Origin of the sequence: Thalassotalea algicola, from assembly GCF_012932965.1 — a bacterium.
GTDB lineage: Bacteria > Pseudomonadota > Gammaproteobacteria > Enterobacterales > Alteromonadaceae > Thalassotalea_F > Thalassotalea_F algicola.
Genome location: NZ_JABBXH010000002.1, coordinates 337,506 through 359,762, shown reverse-complemented (window position 1 = coordinate 359,762; position 22,257 = coordinate 337,506). Strand labels below are relative to the sequence as shown.

Annotated in this window: 19 protein-coding genes; 9 read left to right on the top strand and 10 right to left on the bottom strand. The window is 40.7% G+C overall.

The genetic code is table 11. The features are described from left to right. Window position 1 precedes the first annotated feature (1 nt). Both HII17_RS06235 and HII17_RS06230 read right to left on the bottom strand, forming a co-directional pair. Window positions 2–3,127 (bottom strand): efflux RND transporter permease subunit, encoded by a 3,126-nt coding sequence (locus HII17_RS06235; RefSeq protein ID WP_169074490.1) that lies wholly within the window; start codon window positions 3,125–3,127, stop codon window positions 2–4. Next, the gene (locus tag HII17_RS06230) at window positions 3,124–4,188 is read right to left on the bottom strand and encodes an efflux RND transporter periplasmic adaptor subunit (protein WP_169074489.1); all 1,065 of its coding nucleotides are present in this window, start codon (window positions 4,186–4,188) and stop codon (window positions 3,124–3,126) included. Before HII17_RS06230 ends, HII17_RS06235 begins: the two co-directional genes overlap by 4 nt. A 217-nt stretch (window positions 4,189–4,405) precedes the next feature. Between HII17_RS06230 and HII17_RS06225 the strand changes: the two genes are divergently transcribed. Both HII17_RS06225 and ltaE read left to right on the top strand, forming a co-directional pair. Next, on the top strand, window positions 4,406–5,506 hold the full coding sequence (locus HII17_RS06225) for a c-type cytochrome (protein WP_169074488.1): 1,101 nt from the start codon (window positions 4,406–4,408) through the stop codon (window positions 5,504–5,506). 7 nt (window positions 5,507–5,513) lie between these two features. After that, a complete protein-coding gene (gene ltaE, locus HII17_RS06220) occupies window positions 5,514–6,542 on the top strand; it encodes a low-specificity L-threonine aldolase (RefSeq protein WP_169074487.1) in 1,029 nt (342 codons plus the stop codon). On the opposite strand, the gene HII17_RS06215 is transcribed toward ltaE, so the two are convergent. Next, window positions 6,514–7,407 (bottom strand): LysR family transcriptional regulator, encoded by an 894-nt coding sequence (locus HII17_RS06215; RefSeq protein ID WP_169074486.1) that lies wholly within the window; start codon window positions 7,405–7,407, stop codon window positions 6,514–6,516. The genes ltaE and HII17_RS06215 overlap by 29 nt on opposite strands. Before the next feature lie 142 nt (window positions 7,408–7,549). On the opposite strand from HII17_RS06215, the gene HII17_RS06210 reads away from it, so the two are divergent. Beyond that, window positions 7,550–8,035, top strand: coding sequence for a VOC family protein (locus tag HII17_RS06210; RefSeq protein ID WP_169074485.1), 486 nt, complete (start codon window positions 7,550–7,552; stop codon window positions 8,033–8,035). A 127-nt stretch (window positions 8,036–8,162) separates the two neighbouring features. Here HII17_RS06210 and HII17_RS06205 read toward each other — a convergent pair whose 3' ends face one another. From HII17_RS06205 to hutC, 3 genes are read right to left on the bottom strand one after another with little or no spacing between them, the layout of a single operon-like run. Further along, entirely contained in the window at window positions 8,163–10,163 is a 2,001-nt protein-coding gene (locus tag HII17_RS06205; RefSeq protein WP_169074484.1) for a urocanate hydratase, read from the bottom strand. Window positions 10,164–10,178: 15 nt separating this feature from the next. Beyond that, window positions 10,179–11,705, bottom strand: coding sequence for a histidine ammonia-lyase (gene hutH, locus HII17_RS06200; RefSeq protein WP_169074483.1), 1,527 nt, complete (start codon window positions 11,703–11,705; stop codon window positions 10,179–10,181). A gap of 20 nt (window positions 11,706–11,725) precedes the next feature. Beyond that, window positions 11,726–12,427 carry a histidine utilization repressor gene (gene hutC / locus HII17_RS06195; RefSeq protein ID WP_169074482.1) on the bottom strand — a complete coding sequence of 234 codons (702 nt, stop codon included), beginning with the start codon at window positions 12,425–12,427 and terminating at the stop codon, window positions 11,726–11,728. Between the two features lie 220 nt (window positions 12,428–12,647). Between hutC and HII17_RS06190 the strand changes: the two genes are divergently transcribed. Next, window positions 12,648–13,253 (top strand): DUF998 domain-containing protein, encoded by a 606-nt coding sequence (locus tag HII17_RS06190; RefSeq protein ID WP_169074481.1) that lies wholly within the window; start codon window positions 12,648–12,650, stop codon window positions 13,251–13,253. A gap of 627 nt (window positions 13,254–13,880) precedes the next feature. Beyond that, window positions 13,881–14,141, top strand: a complete 261-nt coding sequence (locus HII17_RS06185) for a hypothetical protein (RefSeq protein ID WP_169074480.1) — start codon at window positions 13,881–13,883, stop codon at window positions 14,139–14,141. Window positions 14,142–14,230: 89 nt separating this feature from the next. On the opposite strand, the gene HII17_RS06180 is transcribed toward HII17_RS06185, so the two are convergent. Both HII17_RS06180 and HII17_RS06175 read right to left on the bottom strand, forming a co-directional pair. Next, entirely contained in the window at window positions 14,231–14,767 is a 537-nt protein-coding gene (locus HII17_RS06180; protein WP_169074479.1) for a DUF6817 domain-containing protein, read from the bottom strand. Window positions 14,768–14,896: 129 nt separating this feature from the next. Continuing rightward, complete coding sequence (locus tag HII17_RS06175; protein ID WP_169074478.1) at window positions 14,897–15,316, bottom strand: peptidoglycan recognition protein family protein; 420 nt, start codon at window positions 15,314–15,316, stop codon at window positions 14,897–14,899. A 331-nt stretch (window positions 15,317–15,647) separates the two neighbouring features. Here HII17_RS06175 and HII17_RS18955 point away from each other — a divergent pair, with 331 nt between their 5' ends. Further along, the gene (locus tag HII17_RS18955; protein ID WP_211185274.1) at window positions 15,648–15,809 is read left to right on the top strand and encodes a hypothetical protein; all 162 of its coding nucleotides are present in this window, start codon (window positions 15,648–15,650) and stop codon (window positions 15,807–15,809) included. Here HII17_RS18955 and HII17_RS06165 read toward each other — a convergent pair. Beyond that, window positions 15,806–16,393, bottom strand: coding sequence for a hypothetical protein (locus HII17_RS06165; RefSeq protein ID WP_169074477.1), 588 nt, complete (start codon window positions 16,391–16,393; stop codon window positions 15,806–15,808). The genes HII17_RS18955 and HII17_RS06165 overlap by 4 nt on opposite strands. Before the next feature lie 84 nt (window positions 16,394–16,477). After that, complete coding sequence (locus tag HII17_RS06160) at window positions 16,478–17,164, bottom strand: cupin domain-containing protein (protein ID WP_211185273.1); 687 nt, start codon at window positions 17,162–17,164, stop codon at window positions 16,478–16,480. Window positions 17,165–17,472: 308 nt separating this feature from the next. On the opposite strand from HII17_RS06160, the gene HII17_RS06155 reads away from it, so the two are divergent. Genes HII17_RS06155 through HII17_RS06145 form a run of 3 tightly spaced genes read left to right on the top strand, consistent with a single transcriptional unit; the run spans window position 17,473 to window position 22,231 of the window. Beyond that, a complete protein-coding gene (locus HII17_RS06155; RefSeq protein ID WP_328824482.1) occupies window positions 17,473–19,275 on the top strand; it encodes an FAD-dependent oxidoreductase in 1,803 nt (600 codons plus the stop codon). Between the two features lie 3 nt (window positions 19,276–19,278). Next, the gene (locus tag HII17_RS06150; RefSeq protein ID WP_169074475.1) at window positions 19,279–21,177 is read left to right on the top strand and encodes a 2-oxoacid:acceptor oxidoreductase subunit alpha; all 1,899 of its coding nucleotides are present in this window, start codon (window positions 19,279–19,281) and stop codon (window positions 21,175–21,177) included. A gap of 1 nt (window position 21,178) precedes the next feature. Beyond that, the gene (locus HII17_RS06145; RefSeq protein ID WP_169074474.1) at window positions 21,179–22,231 is read left to right on the top strand and encodes a 2-oxoacid:ferredoxin oxidoreductase subunit beta; all 1,053 of its coding nucleotides are present in this window, start codon (window positions 21,179–21,181) and stop codon (window positions 22,229–22,231) included. Window positions 22,232–22,257: the final 26 nt, after the last annotated feature.

Below are 22,257 nucleotides of genomic sequence, written 5' to 3'. Positions count from 1 at the left end.
ACTAGTCGTTTTTATCGTTAATCACCGCTACAAGCAATGCCGGTAAAAAGGTTAAACTTAACAAGGTCGATACCAAAATACCGCTTAATACAATAATACCAACACCTCGGTAAAGCTCCGTTCCTTCACCGGGGATCAACACTAATGGCGCCAAACCAAAAATAGTTGTAGCGGTAGACATTAGAATAGGTTTAAGTCGTTTTGATACCGCTTGTAACACGGCTTCTTTTACTTGCAAACCTTGCTCTAATACAAAGCGTCGAGTTTGATCAACAATTAAAATAGGGTTGTTAACCACTGTACCTAGTAATATTAAAAATCCTAGCATCGTTATCATGTCAAACGGTTGATGAAAGGCTGCCATCCCCATAGATGCAAACAACGTATTTACACCGTTAACTGTGATCAATCCGAGTAAGCCCCCTGCCATACCAAGCGGCACTGTTGCTAAAATAAATAATGGGTAACGCCAATGGGTAAAAATAGCCACCAACAATAAATAACTAAGCACCAGCGCGATAATAAAATTACCAGATAGTGATGACTTGGTCGCCTCTAATTGATCTGCAGCACCACTAATACTCACTTTAATCCCTTGAGCAATGTCGCCTGCTCGCCAAAGACTTGGTAACATTTGCTCTCGCACGATACGTTCTGCAGTTTCTAGCGCTACATCTCGTGGCGGTATTATATAAACCGTCACCGTGCGGTTACCATCAACACGACGAACAGAATTACTGTTTTTACTCTCAACCAAATCAGCTAACGCATGAAGAGGCAGTATTTTTCCCTCAGGAGTGACGATAGGTGTAACTGATAGTGCTTCTAGGTTTTGACGGTTGCCAGCACCACTGAACATAAAAATATCGATCTTGTCATCGTTTAAAATAAATTCATCAACGTAAGCACCATCACTCATCGCGGCAACTGCGTAGCCAAAATCATTATTGTTAATGCCTAACTCAGATAAACGCTGCCAGCGCGGTTTTATTTCAATCAGTGGTTGATCAAGTGTTAGCGATCTAGGTTCAGAATTAATCTGTGGCTCGTTGAAGAAATTATTAGCATTTTGATAAACTGCTTCCGCCGCACTATACAGTTCGTTAATATTACTTCCTGCAATATCAACTGCTACCGCGCGCGTCCCACCATCATTGCTAGAGATAATGGAACCTCGAGATGAAAATGCTCTCATTCCTTCGTAGTTTCTAAACTTAGTCGTAATAGCGCTCATCATTTGATTGATGTTATCTGGGTCTACAGGTGCACTTAAAAACCAAATTCGCCCCACAGAAACAGACATTGAATAGTAAGCAAGTGGTGGCATATCGGTTTGTCCCGAAGCAAAGCTTTCCCCTTCAGCATTTACATATTGGTCAAAGTGCTCTCGCAATTCCGCGCCAATCTTCTCCATTTCCGTTAAGTTATAACTTGGTGGTGCAATCATCATAGAAAATGCTTTTGGCTCCTCACCTTCAGGCAAGTATTCCGCTGCCGGCATTAATGCATATGCACTACCTAATATTGCTATAACGAATATCGCTACTGAAGCACGAGCTTGAGCCTTAGTACGGGTGAAAAATTCCGCTAAATGTAACCATTTATCAGATAAGGTAAATTCTTTGCTTTGCTTAAGATCGCTTTTTTTCCCAAGGTGCGATAAAGCTACAGGCACGACAAATATGGCAACTAACATAGATGCGATAATTGCACCTGAAATTGCAATAGCAATATCTGAGTAGAGCTGTCCTGCTTCTTGTTGAACAAAGAGTATTGGCGCAAATACTAATACTGTTGTCGCAGTTGACGCTAGTACCGCAGGCCATACTTCGGTTACACCGTTAATCGCCGCCTGAATTTTACTAACGCCTTGTCGTTTGGCTTGTACAATAGATTCTAAAACTACGATGGTATTATCGACAGTCATTCCTATGGCAAAGGCAACGCCAGCAAGCGAAATAACATTAATCGTACGGCCAAACATCATCAAAGCAAAAAAGGCAGCAATTGTACAAAGAGGAATACCTAACACCCCCACCAATGTTGCCTTTCCTGAGCGTAAGAAAAAGTACATGACGAGTGTTGCCAACAATGCACCTAAGCCAAGGTTTGTCCAAACATTTTCAAGTGAGCTTTTTACATATTTTACATCATCACTGGTAAGAATGAGCTCCAAGCCATTCTGTGCTAATAGCTCTTGGTTAATATCTTCGACAAGCGGCAGCATTGCCTCTTTTATTGCTAAGACGTTCGAGCCACTTTCACGGCGTACAGAAAGTCTTACCGTGCGTTCACCATCAGTAAATGACATACCACGCGTTTCAAAATGATCTAAAGTGACCGTAGCAACATCTTTAAGCAAAATATTAGCGTTGTTTTTTCGACTTACAATTAGATTTTCCAGTTCTTCTAACTGTTCAAATCGGCCAATAACACGCAATAAATAACGCGTTTTTCCACTTTCAATATCACCGGCTGAGGTGTCTTTATTTCGACTTCTAATCGCACTTCTCAGTTCAGGTAAACTAATGCCACGCTGCGCGAGTCTTGCAGCATCGACTTTAATCTGAATTTGACGCTGAGCGCCACCACTCACCCCCACTTCAGAGACACCAGCAACGCTTTCCATTCGCGGACGAATAAAATCTTCCGCAAAATCTCTTAGTAAATCGACATCTAATCCTAAAGGGTTACCCTGTTGTGGTTTTAAAACAAAGTACATAAAAGCATTGCCAGAAAACGAGCTGGAATATAAACGCGGCTGGTCAACATTTTCAGGGTAAGTCGGCACTTGGCTCAGTGCATTATTAACGCGAATAAGTGCATCATTAGCGTCAACACCAAACGGGAACTCTAATTCGATTCGCGCTGAGCCCATTTGCGCATGCGACACCATGCGCTTTAAGTTAGATAAACTGCGTAAATACCTTTCTTGTTCAATGAGTATTTCTTTTTCAACGTCTTGTGGCGTAGCACCTGGCCAGCCAGTCTGTACTGTGATGGTACGTACTTCCAAGTCGGGTATCATTTGAACGGGAATATTAAGCGCAGATACCAAACCAAGAATGGTTGCAATTAAAACAACAACCGTAACTAATACACCACGATTAACTGCTGCGGCTATCATAAATTATCACCATTAACTCGCGTGACGGTTAATGAGTCGCCGTCTTTTAACAATGCGACACCGCTAACAACAATTCCTTGCTCGGCATTAACGCCTGATACGGCAATTTTATTTCCCTGCTGCTTCACAACCTTAACTAACACATGCTTTGCTTTGCTGCCTTCTACGGTGAAAACACTTCGACCGCCGTCTGGATGTTGTTTTATTGCTGATTTAGGTAACCACACGATATTTTGATCGCTAGCCGGTAATTGAATTTGCGCGGTAACAGACATTCCTGACACTAAATCTAGGTTTTCAGGTAACTCAACTAAACCAGTAATTGTGCGACTGCTATCGTTAGCAACTGCGACTAAACGATCTAGCGTCGCAGCAATTGTCACACTTTGGGCAAAGTCATGCGTAATAAGTACTTCAATGGCTTCAGATTGATTTAGCTGATTATAATATTCTTGAGGAATTGACAGATTAACGCGCAAATTCGATTGCGCAACTAGCGTGAATAAAGGGCTTTGTTGAGTAACCCACTCTCCTAAATCAACATGGCGTTCAGCAATCACACCAGAAAAGGGGGCATATAAACGATGACGAGCCAGTACTTCTTGTTGTTGAGCGAGTGCCGCTTGGGCACGGCTAAAATTTGCTTTGGCAACTTCCAAAGCCGATAAGCGCTCAGCCATTAACGTTTCAGCAACGAGTTGTTTCTTAGATAAGGTCACGACTTCTTGATATAGCCGCTCTGCTTCTGTTTGGCTCGCTAGGCTAGCTTTTAAACTTGCTTTATGTTGCGCTAAAGACAATTCAGCTAGCTTAGCGTCTAATGAAAGCAAGTGCTGTCCAGACTCAACTTTATCACCTATTTCTACAGCAAGTTTCTCAACTACACCTGCTTGTAGTGGTGCTAAATTAGCGTTTTGTCTCGCTTCAACTGTTCCGGTTAGCGTCAACATCTGATGCTGTTGAGTAGCTTGCGGATAGATGACATCGACCTTAGTTACTTCGGCTGCAGAAATTGAGGCCATAAAAATCAAACCGGCCAATACATGCAAAAGTCGTTTCATGTGATTTATCTACTTATTAATGATTATTATTATCATTAGAGTAAATTATATGTCACAAATTTGCACTTTCTTTACGACAAAATACCTGTCATTTCGACAATTAACTTTTCGATACAAGTTATTGAGTTGTTACGAGGTTTGTCTATTTTAGCATTGAGATTGATTCCATTACTCAAGCTAGCTACTCTTGGTAATTATTACTAAAAAAAACTCAACCATGACATTAGCTAAGCCTATACTTTTCAGCATACTCATCAGTTACCTAATACCTATCACTTCGGTGGCAGAGTCAACTCGAGAAACAATTAGAGATCCACGGACTCTTACCGAAGCTCAAGCTGAAGTAGCAGCAAATAACTATCAAAAGTATTGCGCATTATGTCACGGTAAAGACCGAGAAGGTCATGCGAACGATCATGCACCATCACTGCGCAGTAAAAGTTTAATGGAATCAGGTGTTGCGCATCAGGTGCTTAGACCGATGCAATATGGCAGAAAAGGCACGGCAATGGGCGGTTACCTTGACGAAGTTGGCGGGCCAATGACCTTAGACGAAACTTGGGATTTGACCTATTGGTTGTGGGCTCAAGCAGGCCATGATCGCCTTAAATTCAGTACAAACCCAGTACTAGGCGATATCACGCGAGGCGAACAAGTATTTCAAAAAGAATGTATCGCATGTCATGGTGAAAATGGCGAAGGTATTAGCGCTCCAGCATTATTTAACCAATCAGCTCTTGCTCACAACACAGATGAATTTATTCGTCATGCAATAGAAGAAGGCCGTCAAGATACACCAATGCAGTCTTTTAAAGATAAGCTTTCAGCAGATGATATTAATAACGTTACAGCATTTATTCGTAGTAAGGCACTAGGCCTGCAAGAAGAAAAGCCCGTATTAAAAGCATTACCTGAGCCTGAAGACTACATCGTTAACAAAACTGGCGACGATCCTAACTTTAAATTAAAAGACGGTTTATATGTAATGTCAAAAGATTTAAATGCGGCATTAGCATCAAAAAAGCGCATGGTATTGCTTGATACCCGCGTACCTTCTGTATGGCAAACCGCCCACATTGAAGGAGCAATTCCCTTCCCTTATTATGCAGATCTAGATGAAACCGTTGCTGGTATTCCAAAAGACGTGCAAATTGTTGCTTATTGTTCGTGTCCACGGGCTGCAGCAGACTACACCATTAATAAGCTAAGAGACAAAGGCTACACGCGCACAGCGGTGCTGTGGGAAGGCATTTTCGGTTGGATGCATTTAGGCTACCCTGTTCAACGTGGCGACATAGAAAAAATTAACGAAAAGTAATAATCAAATGACGAAAGTAATCGATTTTAGATCTGACACCGTAACTCAGCCTTGTGAAAAAATGAAAACTGCCATGGCAAACGCATCTGTCGGTGATGACGTTTATGGCGATGACCCAACAGTCAATGAACTAGAACAATGGTCGGCAGAGCGTCATGGTTTTGAAGCAGCGTTATTTTGTAGTTCAGGTACACAAGCCAACTTACTCGCATTAATGGCGCATTGTCAGCGTGGCGACGAATACTTATGTGGTCAACAAGCCCACAACTATCGCTTTGAAGGTGGAGGTGCAGCTGTGCTCGGTTCTATTCAGCCACAGCCGATAGAGAATGAAAAAGATGGCAGCTTATGCTTTAAGAAGCTAGAAGCTGCGATTAAACCTGACGATCCCCATTTTGCTCGCACCAAACTACTGAGCTTAGAAAACACAATCAATGGCAAAGTCATTGGGCTTGACTATTTGCGACAGGCGCGTGATTTTACTCACCATCATCAGCTGTCATTGCATTTAGATGGTGCCCGTGTTTATAACGCCGCAACCGCGTTAAATGTTGATATTAAAGAAATTGTACAATATTTTGATAGTGTTTCTATTTGCTTATCAAAAGGGCTTGGGGCGCCAATTGGCTCAATACTTTTAGGTTCAAACTTGCTTATTTCACAAGCAAAACGATGGCGTAAAATGCTAGGTGGCGGCATGCGACAAGTTGGCGTACTAGCAGCTCCAGCTAAAATAGCGTTAAGTGAAAATGTCCTTCGATTGCAAACCGACCACGACAATGCACGTTATTTAGCAGAGCAACTTAATCAAATAGATGGCTTTAGCGTAAATATAGAAAACGTTCAAACCAATATGCTTTTTGCCAAAATTGCAGACTCTATAAACATTAACAACCTAGCTCAACAACTTGCAAAGCAGCATACATTAATCACACCTGACACTCACATGCGATTAGTAACGCATTTAGGCATTACTAAAAACGATATTGATGTGTTTATTGAGCAGCTTAAACACTTACTAATGCGCTCTGAATAATAGGCTCAAGAATCTGGTATCGGGCAGGCAATTGCCTGTTCTTTCTCTTGATTTTATAAAGAGTTTCAATAACCGGCTGCTCTGGCGTAAATATTTGTATCTGTTCGCTACGTGTAAATGCATCAAAAGCACTTTTCGGTAATACCGTAAACCCTAAGCCTTGTGCTACCGGCATTAGTATTTGGCTAATTTGATTAATATAACCGGTGATTGGCATACTTTTAATCGATGTTTTAGCAAAAGATTTTTCCTGGCTTTGGGCAAAATAAAGCGACAAATAATGCTCAGCATCAGGGTGAGAAATCAAACCTAATTCAGATATTAAACCGCCAATATCATCGGTTACTACCGCGCTTTTAGGTAATATTAAACATAATTCTTCTCGTGCAACCTCTTTAACATCATACAACGCTTTGTTGGGTGAATCAGTGACAATACCAACATCTATACTACCTTGTTGAATTTCACTTAATATCTGATGGTTAGGCGCAGATTTTAGCTTAATGACAAGTTTTGGGTATTGAGTCTGCAATGTTAGTAACTTTGGATATAAGGCCAAGGCTAACGAGCCAGAGCACGCTAATGTGCAGTCTCCGTTATACGGGTCATCAAACGTTAGCTGCTCTAATAAAGTCTGTTCATGCTCGACTAGCTTTTTCCCATATAGGTATACCAATCTTCCTTGCTCGGTAAGCTCAAAGCTTTTTTTATCTCTTTTGATTAGTGAATGGCCACACGCAGCTTCCAACTTTGCAATATGTTGGCTCACGCCAGGCTGAGTCATAAATAGTTTCTCGGCCGTTTTCGTAAAGTGACCGATATCAATAAGCATTACAAATGTATTTAACCAAACCGGATTAAGCATAATTGTCCCAATACAAAATTATAACCATAAAAAAATATTATTAACTTTATTATATTTAATAATTTTATTTAATAAATCCTGTTACCTAAAATAGCTCCATCAAATAAATAACGCACTTAATTTACAAATAGTGGAGCAAATAATGAAAATGAATCATATAGGCATAATGGTTGGCGATATGGACCAAGCTGTTGAATTTTATACTAAGGTGCTTGGTCTAGAGATCGTTATGAACAACACCAAGGTTGTTGAAGAAAGAGAAACCGCCATTGGTCGAATGTGTATTGCTGTTTTTGGTGAAGGCTTTAAAGGTTTTAACATTGCACATTTAGTCACAACCGACGGTATTGGTGTTGAACTTTTCGAAATGAAAGAGCGCGATGAACGTCACGAAGTCGATTTTTCTCGACTAGGTATTTTTCACTTCTGCTTACAAACAGATGACTTTGAAGGGGTTATGGAAAAAACCGAAGCTTATGGCGGTAAGGTGAGAATGGACATTATGCGTTATCATCCAGAAGATGATAGCAAGCCAGCTAAAATGGTTTACCTTGAAGACCCGTTCGGCAACTTATTTGAGCTTTATTCTCATACGTATCAGGAAACTTACGCCACTGATTACGAATAAAGTTAGTGTAAGTATTAAGATTTATGCCTTACAAATAAAAAGAGCTATTCCAGATAAGGTGGAATAGCTCTTAAAGTTTCACTAACTCGCGCTAAAGTTGCATTAACTTGCCCAAGCTTACATAAACCTACAGCGATAAGTTATTTAAAATATCGTCATCTACTAAGTTAGCCAGTGTAACTTTTAACTTAGGTGTACGGGCCATTTCACGCTTAATGGCAAAGTTAGCTTCTTCATTTCTCGCCCAACTACGACGCGCAATACCGTTATTAACATCAAACATCAACATCGATTTAAGTCTACGCTCAGCATCGTCAGAGCCGTCAAGTAACATACCAAAACCACCGTTTGTTACTTCGCCCCAGCCAACGCCACCACCATTATGAATAGATACCCAAGTTGCACCTCTAAAACTATCGCCAATCACATTATGTATCGCCATGTCAGCAGTAAAACGGCTGCCATCATATATATTTGAAGTCTCCCGGAACGGAGAATCTGTACCACTTACGTCATGGTGATCACGACCTAAAACAACAGGGCCAATCTCGCCACGATTAATCGCATCATTAAATGCCTTAGCGATTTCAATACGACCTTGTGCATCAGCATAAAGAATACGCGCTTGTGAGCCAACCACTAGTTTGTTTTGCTTGGCATCTTTTATCCACGTAATGTTGTCTTGCATCTGTTGCTGAATTTCTTCAGGTGATTCTTCCATGATCTTGTTAAGCACCTTGGCCGCGATCGCGTCAGTTTTATCTAAATCTGCAGGGTTGCCAGAGGCACATACCCAGCGGAATGGACCAAAACCATAGTCAAAACACATCGGGCCTAAGATATCTTGTACATACGATGGGTACTTAAAGTCTATGCCGTTTTCAGCCATAACATCGCCGCCTGCACGTGATGCTTCAAGTAAAAATGCATTGCCATAATCAAAGAAATACGTCCCTTTCGCGGTATGCTTGTTAACCGCATCAGCATGGCGTTTTAGTGTTTCTTGTACTTTAACTTTAAATAACTCTGGCTCTTCGCGAATTAATCGATTTGATTCTTCGTAAGAGATATCTACTGGATAATAGCCGCCTGACCACGGGTTATGTAGTGATGTTTGGTCTGAGCCTAAATGAATATAAATCTCTTTTTCAAAGAAGGTTTCCCACACATCAACAATATTACCGATATAAGCAATTGACACAACTTCTTCATTTGCTTGCGCTTTGCGAACACGCGCAACAAGCTCATCCATATTATCGATAAGCTCATCAACCCAACCTTGCTGATGACGCTTAGTTGCCGCATGTGCATTTACTTCAGCACAAACAGTAATACAGTTTGCGATATTACCTGCTTTAGGTTGTGCGCCACTCATGCCGCCTAAACCAGCAGTTAAGAAGATCTTACCCTTTGGTGATTCACCTTTTTCAAGTACTTTGCGAAATGCGTTCATCACAGTGATAGTCGTACCGTGAACGATACCTTGCGGACCAATGTACATAAACGAACCAGCTGTCATTTGTCCGTATTGCGTTACACCCAACGCGTTGAACTTCTCCCAATCATCTGGTTTTGAGTAATTAGGAATCATCATACCGTTAGTCACAACAACGCGCGGTGCATCTTTTGACGATGGAAATAACCCCATTGGATGGCCAGAATAGATATGAAGTGTTTGGTCGCTTTCCATTTCACTTAAGTACTTCATTGCTAATAAATACTGTGCCCAGTTTTGGAAAACGGCACCATTACCGCCGTATGTAATTAGTTCTTCTGGATGTTGTGCAACCGCAGGATCTAAGTTGTTATCAACCATCAACATGATCGCTGCAGCTTGCTGACATTTAGCCGGGTAGTCACTTACCGAGCGTGCTTTCATGTCATAGCTTGGCTTGAAGCGGTACATGTAAATACGGCCAAAGTCTTTCAACTCTTGGGCAAACTCTGGCGCTAGCTCTTGATGCCACTCTTTTGGAAAGTAACGAAGTGCATTTCTAATCGCCAACTGTTTTTCATCACTGGTTAAAATATCTTTACGTTTTGGCGCTCGGTTAGCATCGGCAGGGTAAGGCTTAGCTTGTGGTAACTCACTTGGAATACCTTGTTTGATTATTTCTTTAAAGCTCATCTCGACTCTCCTTTACTAATCTAACGGTTGATCAAAATTAACGGTAAATGACTGAGATTTCACTAATTCAATCATGGCATCAATATCTGGCTTTAATAATCGATCTTCTTCAAGCTTAGCTACCTTAGAACGAATTAACGCGAAGTTTTCTTCAATCACGTCAGAGCATTTATTTGGACGTCTAAACTCGATCGCTTGTGCCGCATACATTAATTCTATTGCAAAAATTTTATCTAAATTGCCTAAAATTTGATTAAGCTTTCTACCTGAAATGCTACCCATAGAAACATGATCTTCTTGGCCCATAGACGTTGGCACACTGTCGGCTGACGGAGGGAAACACAACGATTTGTTTTCTGTGACTAAAGCGGCCGTCGCATACTGCGGGATCATCATGCCAGAGTTTAAACCACCAGAAGTCGTGAGTAGTCGAGGTAAGCCATGCAAGCCTTCTAGCAATAAATAACAACGTCGATCAGCAATGTTGCCCAACTCTGCCGCTGCAATTGACGCATAATCTAATACCATAGCAAGTGGCTGACCATGGAAACTACCGCCTGAAATTGCTTCTTCACTGCTGATAACAATTGGGTTATCAGTTACTGAGTTCATTTCAATTTCAGCTAATTCTTTTAAATGGTAGTAAGCGTTGCGTGAAGCACCATGAACCTGTGGTATACAACGTAATGAATATGGGTCTTGTACGCGATCACACTCTTCATGATCAGCCATATTTTGTGAATCTTTGAAAAAGCTTCTCATACGAGCGGCAACTTCTAAATTACCAACAAATGCACGAGTGTTATGCAATTCTGCTCTAAATGGTGACTCACTACCTTGCATCCCTTCGATGCTCATTGCACCAGCTAAATCTGCAAGATCTAATAAATAACGCATTTTGGTTAATGCGGTAATCGCGTGCGATAGAATAAATTGCGTACCGTTAATCAATGCCAAGCCTTCTTTTGCTTGTAGCTCTAGTGGTGCTAAACCGTTATCAGCAAGTACTTTAGCTGCTGGTAACATTTCACCGTTTTGTCCTTCGCCACTTTGCCAAAAATGACCTTCACCAATTAGCGGTAAAAATAAGTGAGAAAGCGGCGCTAGGTCACCTGAAGCCCCTACCGACCCTTGTTCAGGTACAACGGGAATTAAATCAAGGTCAATGAAAGCTAACATTCGCTCAACAACTTCTAGACGAATGCCAGAAAAGCCTTGGCTTAACGCATGCACTTTAGTGATCAACATTAGCTTTGAAATCGCTTTGTCAATCGGCTCGCCTACACCAACCGCGTGCGTAATTAATAAGTTCTTTTGTAATAAGTGTGTTTCTTCCGGTGAAATTTGCGTATCACATAACGGACCAAACCCCGTATTAATGCCGTATACAGGCTTATCAGAACTCGCCATGTTTTCAACATTTTGGCGACTCTTGTTGATTTGATTAAGCGCTTCTTGGCAAAGCTCAGCTTTAATTTCGCCGTCGGCAATGCCGTTTACAATGTCAAGATCCAGTCGATCGATACCATATTTAAACGTCACGTTATTCTCCTAAAGATTCTTTAAAAAGTTAAATGACCACCCAAGCGATACTTATCACCTGGCGCTGTCAAAATGGCGAAACTCACAACGCCCTGAGAAGACCAGGTGCGGCGTTTCACTTGTAAGCAAGGTTGCTGGTTTGAAATGTCCAACAACCGATTAATTTCTGATGTAGCAATAATAGCTTCTATTTCATGAGTTGCTTCAGTTAGCGGCGCAACTTTAGATAAATATTCGTGTGGGGTAATTTGCGTAAAATCTTGAGCTAAATAGTCCGGTGCAATATGCGCATTGATATAACGTTGTTCCAGTTGAAGAGGCTGGCCATTCTCAAGGTGCAAAATTTCACTGTAAAAGATCTTTTCCTCTAACGTTAAGCCAAACAATGGTTGTAGCGCTTGCGGTAAAAACGTTGCGTTAAGTTGTATCAGTTTTGCTTGATGCTGATGCCCACGACCATGAATTTCATCCGCTATATTTCTAATTTCTAACGGCGATGATTGCGACTTTAAACTGGCTACAAAAGTACCTACGCCTTTTGTTCTTACCAACACATTAATATCGGTTAAATCTTGCAAGGCACGGCGCGCGGTCATACGGCTAACACCAAACTGTTCAGCCAATTCATTTTCTGAAGCAACCTTATGGTGCTCAGGCCACTGACCCAGTTCAATTTTGTTCAATATGTGTTGTTTGATGACATCAAATTTAGGTAATGACACTTTCAACCCTGCGCAACTTAAGCTTGTATATACAACCAAAATTCAAGTCTGCCACAAAGTCCCTGTATATACAAGCAAAGACAAAACACACAAATATCACATAACTCCCTAACTCATGGTAACCTTTTGAAAAAAGTACACTTATCTTTTATGCATGGCGTATTTGTTATATGCTAAGTTAGCTAATAATATGGGGATTATTAACTGATGGAGTCAGACAATGTTTGAAAAGTTTGCAATGTATTCAGGATTTATTGCAACGATTTGGATCTTACTAGGTGTTTATATCACTAGCCTTTTTTATTCAGGATACAGCCATTCCAAGCAGTTTTGCAGCGAATTAGGTGCTACAGGTAGTCCAACAGAAAAACTCTCTCCTTTAATTAACAATTATCCGCTTGGCGTTCTTTTTTGTATATTTGGCTGGTATTTAGCTCAACTGCCTAACGCTTCTCTGTTAATTAATATTTCCGGCTGGCTTGTTATTATTCATGGAATTGGCACATGGGTAGCTGGTTATTTCCCTATGGATGCAGACCCATTTACGAAAAATCCAAGCTTTAATTGTAAAGTACATTCTTGGGCTGGATTTATCATGCTACTGTCATTAGTTGTAGCGCCTATTTTAACTGCCTTTAGCCCTACAACAGAAATTACTCCTATCTCCTTCCGAGTTTTTTCCGTGGTTTCAGTTATTGCAGCTGTTTATTTTTTATTTGCAATGGCTAACGCAGTCAAAGCGCACACTAACCCCGGTTTACATCAGCGTATATCCTATGGCATACAATTGATTTGGCTATGTATATATTCTTTAAACTTGGTATAACAATCAATATTTTAAAGAGTGGTACCTATGAAAACATTAATCAAAGAATGGTTTGAAAAATGGCAAACTGGTGACTTTTATCATTTACCTATCGCTGAAAATTTCTCCCATACAAGCCAATTAAGCGCGGGACTGCAATAGCTTGGCTCAGTTTCGCTCCGCAACATAGTTTAGCCAAGCATTTATCAGCCCCTTATTGAGGCGTTATGTTTTATTGAGGTACGGATGCTATTTAAAATACTGTTTCTAATCGGGGCGCTAAAACTCCACGACGTTAAATTGGAGCCGCTTTCACCCACACTCCTGTATTGTATCCCTATATTGATAATTAGTTTATTCTCAGGTTCTGGGGTACTGTCATTGATTATTGGCGGATTAATAATGTTCTGCGTGACCTATGTTTATTTCGGCTTACTTACAAAGTTCGATAAAGGTGCCGAATACTATGGAATTATGGCATTAGGTGGTGCAGTTCTAGTTTTGTTTATTTAAAACATAACAAGGCAATAAAGTGCGGGACTATGAATGCTTGGCTCAGTTCCGCGTCACTGCAAAGTTTAGCTAAGCATATTCAGTCCTTATTAAGGCGTTATTTTCCAATTTACATAATCAATTTTTGGAGTTGTTTTGAAGAAAGTTATAATAGTTTTAGCTGTCGTTGTTTTAGGGTATTTTGTAAATTCAAAGTTTGTAGAACTTGCATATTCACTGGGCTTTGCCGAATTAAAAAAAGAAGCCATATTAATTAATTCTGAAAAAATGAAAGTTAAATGTCATTCGTATGCACTTGGCTGGTTTGATGAAATAAAGTTAGAGAATAAATTTCAAGCATGTATCAATGAGCATGAAGCCAATGGCTACAAAATTATAGAGAGCGCTAGCTCGTAATAGGCAGTTCAAATTAAGCAAAATTTCATTAGCAGTTTATGGTCAGTACACCATTTAAGCATGCTTCATATTTGCCCCCTATGCGCTTGTTAGGCTACTGAGCCTAGTACTCGTGTAACAGCTTCATTTGCAGGTTTACTTAGTAGCGGTTTCATTTTAGTAAACAAATTATATAAGCCTTGCCCATGTTCTCTTAAAAACTCTGTACTATCGATTGCCAACTCAAGCTCATTTGCAACTGTAAGTTCGCAAAACTGTTGAGCTTGCTCATGAGTTAATTCAAATTCTTTTTTCGTGAAACGATCTCTAAACTTGATGGCAGCTCTTGGCTCAAAACCACTAAAGACAAAGTCCCGATCACAAGAACAATATAAATAAACAATTTCTTCAGCAGCTTTTCCAATAAGCTTGGCTATTTCATTTCGTTGCGATAATGGGGCAACTTGAGCTACAAAGCCAGCCGTACCATATGCGGCATGATATAAGCCTGAGTCGCAAAGTTCTTGCGAAGCTCCCCACTTTTTTAGTATTTGGTATGTACTATTAAGGTGTTTAATCAATGAACCATTTAGATGTTCAAACTCTCCGGCACCTAACTCACTTAATTTCTCAAACTTTGAATTCACGCAAACCCTTAAGTAGCCTAACGCCCCAATAAGGGGCTGATAAATGCTTGGCTAAACTGTGTAGCGAAGCGGAACCGAGCCAAGCTTTAGCAGTCCCGCACTTAATTGGCTTGTTATATAACGATTACGCTAAAGCCTACTAAATTCTTTTGCTCTTTTCTTTACTATTTTTGCTAACTTAGGAAAAGATGAATGATCACCTAGTAAAATTGGTTCGACACATTCTTTTAGCAGACTTGCCATAAGTGATAATTGTTCAATTTGGCTTTTTTTAAAGTCTGTTTCATTTAAAGAATGTTCGGGGCAAAAAACAGTGAGAGCATCTCCTAAATCATAGTTCTCAAACTTTCCAATAGAACTACCTATAGCAACTCTAGAATTTAGTCCCCAGTTAATTCCCTCAATGACGATTTTAGTCTTTGAGGTAATAAAGTTAACAGAGAACTCATTATCTAATTTATCTAAAGCTTGCTCACGGAATCCGTATAAATCGATTAAGAAGGAGAATGATTTTCTTGCGTGGTCTTTGAAAATGTTTGGACTACTCATAACTCTCCTTAGTTATATAACAGCTTATTAGTGAGACCTTACAAGGTCTCCTACCTTGCAAGGTAGGAGATGACCTATGTATAGATAAACTAATAAAGCTTCAAAAAGTTATCGTAAATCATACACTAATCGAAATTCTGATATAGAACAAGTAAGCCTTGTAGAGCCACAAAGCATTCCTGAACTAAGAAGAGTAATCAAAATCACTGATTACGATAGTGGGGTACCGATTACTTATAAACTTGAACCGTATAAAACTGTTCGGGTCGATTGCTATAAAGTGATAGTCGACGGAAAACTTTGGAAAAAGCGTATTGGTAGGAGCAACATTTTGGCAGGAATTAGAAAAGCACTTCCTAGATTAGCTAGAGAGCAACAGTCCGTTCCTCGCTCAGAACAGCCCAAAACTTCAAGTGCAATGCTAAATTTTCGCATGCTTAAAACCTTATCTGGTAAAGATAAGGTCTCTTTACAAATAAAAGCAAAACCCTAATCAAGCTCTTTCGCTATCTCCATTAACACAGCTTCATACTCATCGGCATGCTGTTCAATTTCCTCAACCATAGATAAATCAATAGCTTCAAGTTTATCGTCTAATTTATCTAATTCTAACTCTTTGGCTCTAAGAGCAATTTCATTAGCACGTGTGCTTAGCTCTAATTCTCGCATCGCCTTTTCTAGATCGTTAAAATTCATTTTATGTTTCGATACTTTAACAAAGGCTTGTTCTATTTTACGTGCTTCCTTTTCCAACAATTCGGCTTTCTCTTCCATTTGGCTAGTAATTTTTTTAATCGCTATTTCCTGTTTAGCTAATTTTTTTTCTGCAATTGCTAACTTACTTTCTACCGCTTTAATTCTGCTTTGCTGGTCTTCAGAAAGATCATTCCAGGTAAATTCTTTACCATTGACTACATAGTTGGTATTGCCATTGTTATTTTTTTGATAAACGCGAATCGTGTCATCACCAGAGACGATAATGTGGCTACCTTCATGTGCTGAAACTGACGATAAGTAGCCTAACGTGATAGCGCCACAGGTAAAAATTGAAGTGAATAGTTTGGTTGAATTTTTCATAATCGACTCTCATAAATTTGTTGTTACTTATATTGTCGATATCAGTTTAAAAATAGTTTGGTTAACCTTAAAATTTTTTGCGTCTTAGGTGTAATTTCTGTGAGGGTCAAAAGGTAAGTGCCCTGTTTTCACCCAAATAATGGTTTGTTGCTCAACATACGGGTGATGTTGACTCATATGCGGACTTCTAAGCCAAGTACCTGCAGGATAACTACCAAATTCATCTTTAAACTCTCCTGATAGCACTAAAATTTCTTCGCCACCAAAATGTCGATGAGGCTTAAAAATTTCGTTTGTAGGCCACTTCACCAACGCAACATGTTCGCCTTTATGTTCATGAAGCGGCATAACTTCAAGACCACCTTGGCCTTGTTGCCATTGAGCGATATTAGTATCGATACGAGTTTGTACGCTATCGGTTTCCTGAAATTGATGAAGTTTGACAAACAAAGTGCAACCTTCAGTTGAAAACGGCGCATGTATAAAGCCTTTAGGGTTACGAATATAGGTGCCTGCGGGGTAATCACCAGTTTGGTCTGAAAATACTCCTTCAAGTACCAATATTTCTTCACCTAATGGGTGATTATGTTCAGAAAACGACGCACCAGCTTCATATTTTACAATACTCGTTGCATGGCCCTGCTCTGCCTCTTCTCTGGCTAGTGGCTTGCGCCATACACCTGCTTTTGGACTCGCGAGCCAACCTTGAACATTAGTATTTACAACCACACGTTGTTCAAAATCCATATTAAGATGTGTAACTGTCGTCATTAGGTAAACCGCAATTGTCTTGTGAAGTTAATAAATTAAAGACATTAATAGCACTAGCGCCCTCGCATTAAAAGATACAACAATAAAAATATAATCTGTCGTAAAGTTTTAAAAACACCTTTAAATCGTCTAAATATCAAACGAGTTATGGACAAATACTGGTCAATCAGTGTTATGTTATAGACATACGGATTCATGGTTGTAATAAAACAAACGCTTTATCAAAAATTTCTTTTTGAGAGAAGCAATTAAATACCGTTAAATTTTCCTATCGCATGGATATAAAAACCAATAAAAAAGGTGCCAATGTGGATATAAAGAAGAAAGAAAACGTTGATTTTTTCCATCAAGTTGTTGATTGCCAGTATGCGTGCCCTGCACACACCCCCGTTCCCGAATACATACGTTTAATTGCACAAGGTAAATATACCGAAGCCTATATGATTAATTGGCAATCCAATGTATTTCCCGGCATTTTAGGACGAACATGCGATAGGCCATGTGAACCAGCCTGCAGACGTGGCCGACTAGACGATAGTGAAGAGCCAGTCGCCATTTGTCGACTAAAACGAGTGGCAGCAGATAATAAAGATGAAATTAGCACCTTACTTCCCGATATTCCAAAAGAGAAAAATGGCAAACGTATTGCGTTAATCGGCGGCGGCCCAGCGTCGCTGACGGTTGCTCGCGATTTAGCTCCACTTGGTTACGATATCACCTTATTTGATGAGCAAACTAAAGGTGGCGGCATGATCCGCAGCCAAATCCCAAGCTTTAGACTACCTGATGAAGTGCTCGATGAAGAAGTAAATTACGTACTGGATATGGGTATCAGCACCCATTTCAATAAAAGGGTAGATTCACTAAAAGCCGTACTTGACGATGATTATGATGCAGTATTTATCGGCACTGGTGCTCCTAAAGGCCGAGACTTAGATTTACCAGGTCGCACTGAAGGTGAAGCAAATATTCATATTGGTGTTGAATGGTTAGCTAATGTGGCATTTAAACATACCGACGCTATTGGCAAGAAAGTTATTGTACTAGGTGGCGGTAATACGGCGATGGATTGTTGTCGCACAGCATTGCGCCTAGGTGGGGAGCAAGTCACAGTGACTGTGCGTAGCCCCTTTGCCACCATGAAAGCATCTCCTTGGGAAATAGAAGATGCTCAGCATGAAGGTATTCCAATTTTGGATAATCACGTACCGAAAGAATTTATTATCAAAGACGGTAAGCTAACCGCTATGCGCTTTGAAAAAGTGAAAGCGGAATTTGATGACCAAGGCAATCGCAGTTTAGTGCCTCTCGATGAACCACCAGTTATTATTGAATGTGACGATGTATTAATTGCCGTAGGTCAATCTAACAGTTTTCCATGGATAGAGCGCGATATCGGTATTGCCTTTAATAAATGGGATATGCCAAAAGTTAACCGTACGACTTTTGCCACAACATTACCGAATGTCTTTGTCGGCGGTGATGCAGCCTTTGGACCAGAAAATGTCATTACAGCCGTAGCCCACGGTCACCAAGCAGCTATTTCAATTGATTTACATTGCCAAGGCCAAGACATAAAACAGCGTCCTGCTCCCGATGTTACTTTGCTTAGCCAAAAAATGGGGGTTCATGAATGGAGTTACGACAGCCAAGTAAGTAATGATGATCGCAATATTGTACCGTTAATGGAGTTACAAGAAGCACTGAAAAACTTAAACAACGAAGTGGAACTTGGCTTTGATGAAAAACGCGCTATTTCAGAAGCCGCACGTTGCTTAAATTGTGACATGCAAACCGTGTTTACCGAGAAAAAATGTATTGAATGCGATGCCTGTGTCGATGTGTGCCCAACCAAAGTATTAACCATGACGAGTAAAGAAGCAGATGAGCAAATATTGCGCAATAAATTAACCGTTCCTGCTAAAAACCTGGAACAACCCCTTTATGTTTCTGGAGACTTAGCAACGGGCCGAGTAATGGTGAAAGATGAAGATCTGTGCTTGCATTGTGGGCTCTGTGCAGAACGCTGTCCAACAGCCGCTTGGGATTTACAGCAATTTACTTATAACGAGGCAACCGCCTGTGACAACTTAGCACATAAGGCAGACTAAACGATGAGTAGTAATTCAAAAATTCCAAGTTTAAAGGCGATCAACGAGCTTGTGATCAAATTTGCCAACGTTAATGGTACTGGCTCTGCTAGTGCCAATAATATGTTTGCTAAAGCGATTTTCAGAATGGGGATACCGGTAACACCCAAAAATATCTTTCCATCAAATATTCAAGGGCTGCCAACCTGGTACGAAGTAAGGATTAGTGAAAAAGGTTACCAAGGCCGCCGAGACGGCATTGATTTAATGGTCGCGGTAAACCCACAAAGCATGGCAAAAGATGTGCAAGCGGTACGCCCTGGTGGCTACTTTTTTTATGACTCTACTAGGCCTCTTGATATTCGCTATGTACGAGACGACATTCATTATATTGGGGTACCGTTAACTGATATATGCCGTCAAGAATATACCGACCCACGTCAGCGTCAGCTATTTAAAAATGTTATATATATCGGCGCATTGGCAGCATTGCTAAATATTGAATTTACCGTATTGTCAGACTTAGTTGGCGATCAATTTAAAGGCAAACAAAAACTTATCGCCCCTAATATTCATGCGTTGGAATTAGGCTACCAGTACGCGAATAAACACTTTAGTTGTCCGCTTGATATCCGCGTTGAGCGACGTGACTTAGTCCAAGACCAAATTCTAACTACCGGGAACAATGCAACGGGTTTAGGTGCTGTTTATGCGGGTGCTACGGTTGCCGCGTGGTATCCGATAACGCCATCAACATCTGTGGTCGAAGCGTTTGACAAATACGCGTCAAGATTACGTATAGATGCGGGCACAGGCCAGAAAAACTACGCCATTGTTCAAGCGGAAGATGAGCTTTCAGCCATTGGTATGGTAATAGGTGCGGCATGGAACGGCGCCCGTAGTTTTACTGCGACCAGCGGCCCTGGTATTTCGTTGATGAGTGAGTTTCTCGGATTAGCCTATTTTGCTGAAGTGCCAGCGGTATTAATTAACGTGCAACGTGCAGGTCCGTCAACAGGCATGCCAACACGCACGCAACAGCCGGATGTATTGTCATGCGCTTATGCTTCACATGGCGATACTAAACAAGTGTTGTTGTTTCCTTCAACTCCTAAGGAGTGTTTTGATTTAACGGCACAAGCGTTTGATCTAACCGAGCGGTTACAAACTCCAGTCATATTGATGTCGGATCTTGATTTGGGCATGAATGATCATATGTGTGAGCCATTTACTTGGGACGATGCCCGAGAGTATGACCGAGGCAAAGTGTTAAATGCCGAGCAACTAGATGCACTTACTGAAAAGGGTGAACGTTTTGGCCGCTACAACGATGTCGACAGTGATGGTATTTGTTACCGAACTTATCCTGGCACACACCCAACTAAAGGTGCGTTTTTTACACGCGGCACCTCTAGAGATCCGTATGCGGTATACAGTGAAGATGGCGACGTATATGTTGACAATGTCGATCGTTTAAATCGCAAATTTAATACTGCTAAACAAATACTCCCTAAACCAATGCTGGTACTAGCTAAAAATGCCAATAAAAAATCAGATATTGGTCTTATATATTATGGCACCAGTGATGCTTCTGCTAATGAAGCACTCGATAACTTAGCGGCAAAAGGGGTATTTATTGACGGAATGCGATTACTTGCCTTCCCATTTCACCAAACCGTTGAGCAATTTATTAACGATCATGAACAGGTTTTCGTTATCGATCAAAACCGCGATGGACAAATGCGGACTTTGCTAGTCAACGAACTAGACGCATTACCAAGCAAGTTGATTAAATTACTTAGTTACGACGGTATGCCAATTACAGCGATGAATATTTGTCGGCAAATTGAGCAGCGATTATTCACCGAAAACACCAGTAAAAAAGCCGCTAATTCCGCTTCAAGCTCTAAAGGAGGAAAATAATATGACGTACCTTCGCCCCGATTTTCGTCACCCTGACGCGCCAACTAATGACTTGGGCTATACCTCTAAAGATTACGAAGGAGCGTTATCGACCCTTTGTGCAGGCTGTGGACACGACTCAATTAGCGCGGCATTAATTCAAGCCTGTTTTGAAATGTCGATTGAACCCCACCAAGTTGCAAAAATCTCTGGAATTGGCTGTTCATCCAAAACACCTACCTATTTTTTGGGTAACTCTCATGGGTTTAATTCAGTACACGGTAGAATGCCGTCCGTGACAACCGGTGCAAACTTAGCCAATCGCGACCTAAAGTATGTTGGTGTATCTGGCGATGGCGACTCAGCATCAATTGGCTTAGGGCAATTTGCTCATGTCGTACGTCGCAACTTAAATATGCTTTATATCGTTGAAAATAACGGTTGTTATGGTTTAACTAAAGGCCAAATGTCGGCCACCACAGATATCGATTCAGTGAACAAATCTGGTATGGTTAACGAACATCAACCCATCGATTTAGTGAATTTAGCATTAGAGCTTGGTGCCACCTTTGTTGCACGCAGTTTTTCCGGCGATAAGGAACAATTGGTACCGTTAATGAAAGCAGCAATGTCGCATCGCGGCTTCGCTTTTATTGATGTCGTCTCGCCGTGTGTGACCTTTAACAACAACGCCGGTTCAAAGAAAAGTTATGACTTTGTTCGAGAGCATAACGAAGCCACTTCAGCGCTTGACTTTGTACCGATGAAAGATGAGATCACCACCACTTATGAGCAAGGTTCAAGTCAAGAAGTGACACTGCATGACGGTTCAGTCATTCATTTAACTAAAGCCATTAAAGGTTTTGACCCATGCGATCGTCGCGCTGCGATTAAAGCAATTAAGGATCATAATGAGCGAGGTGAAATACTGACAGGTTTGCTTTATGTTGATACCGACCCGACAGACTTACATGACATGTATGGAACAAGTTGTAAGCCACTTAACTCTTTGAAAGAAGATGTGCTCTGCCCTGGCAATGCGACACTTCAATCGATTAATGAGAGTTTTCGATAGGGATAGTTCTTTGCATTGTTGGTTAT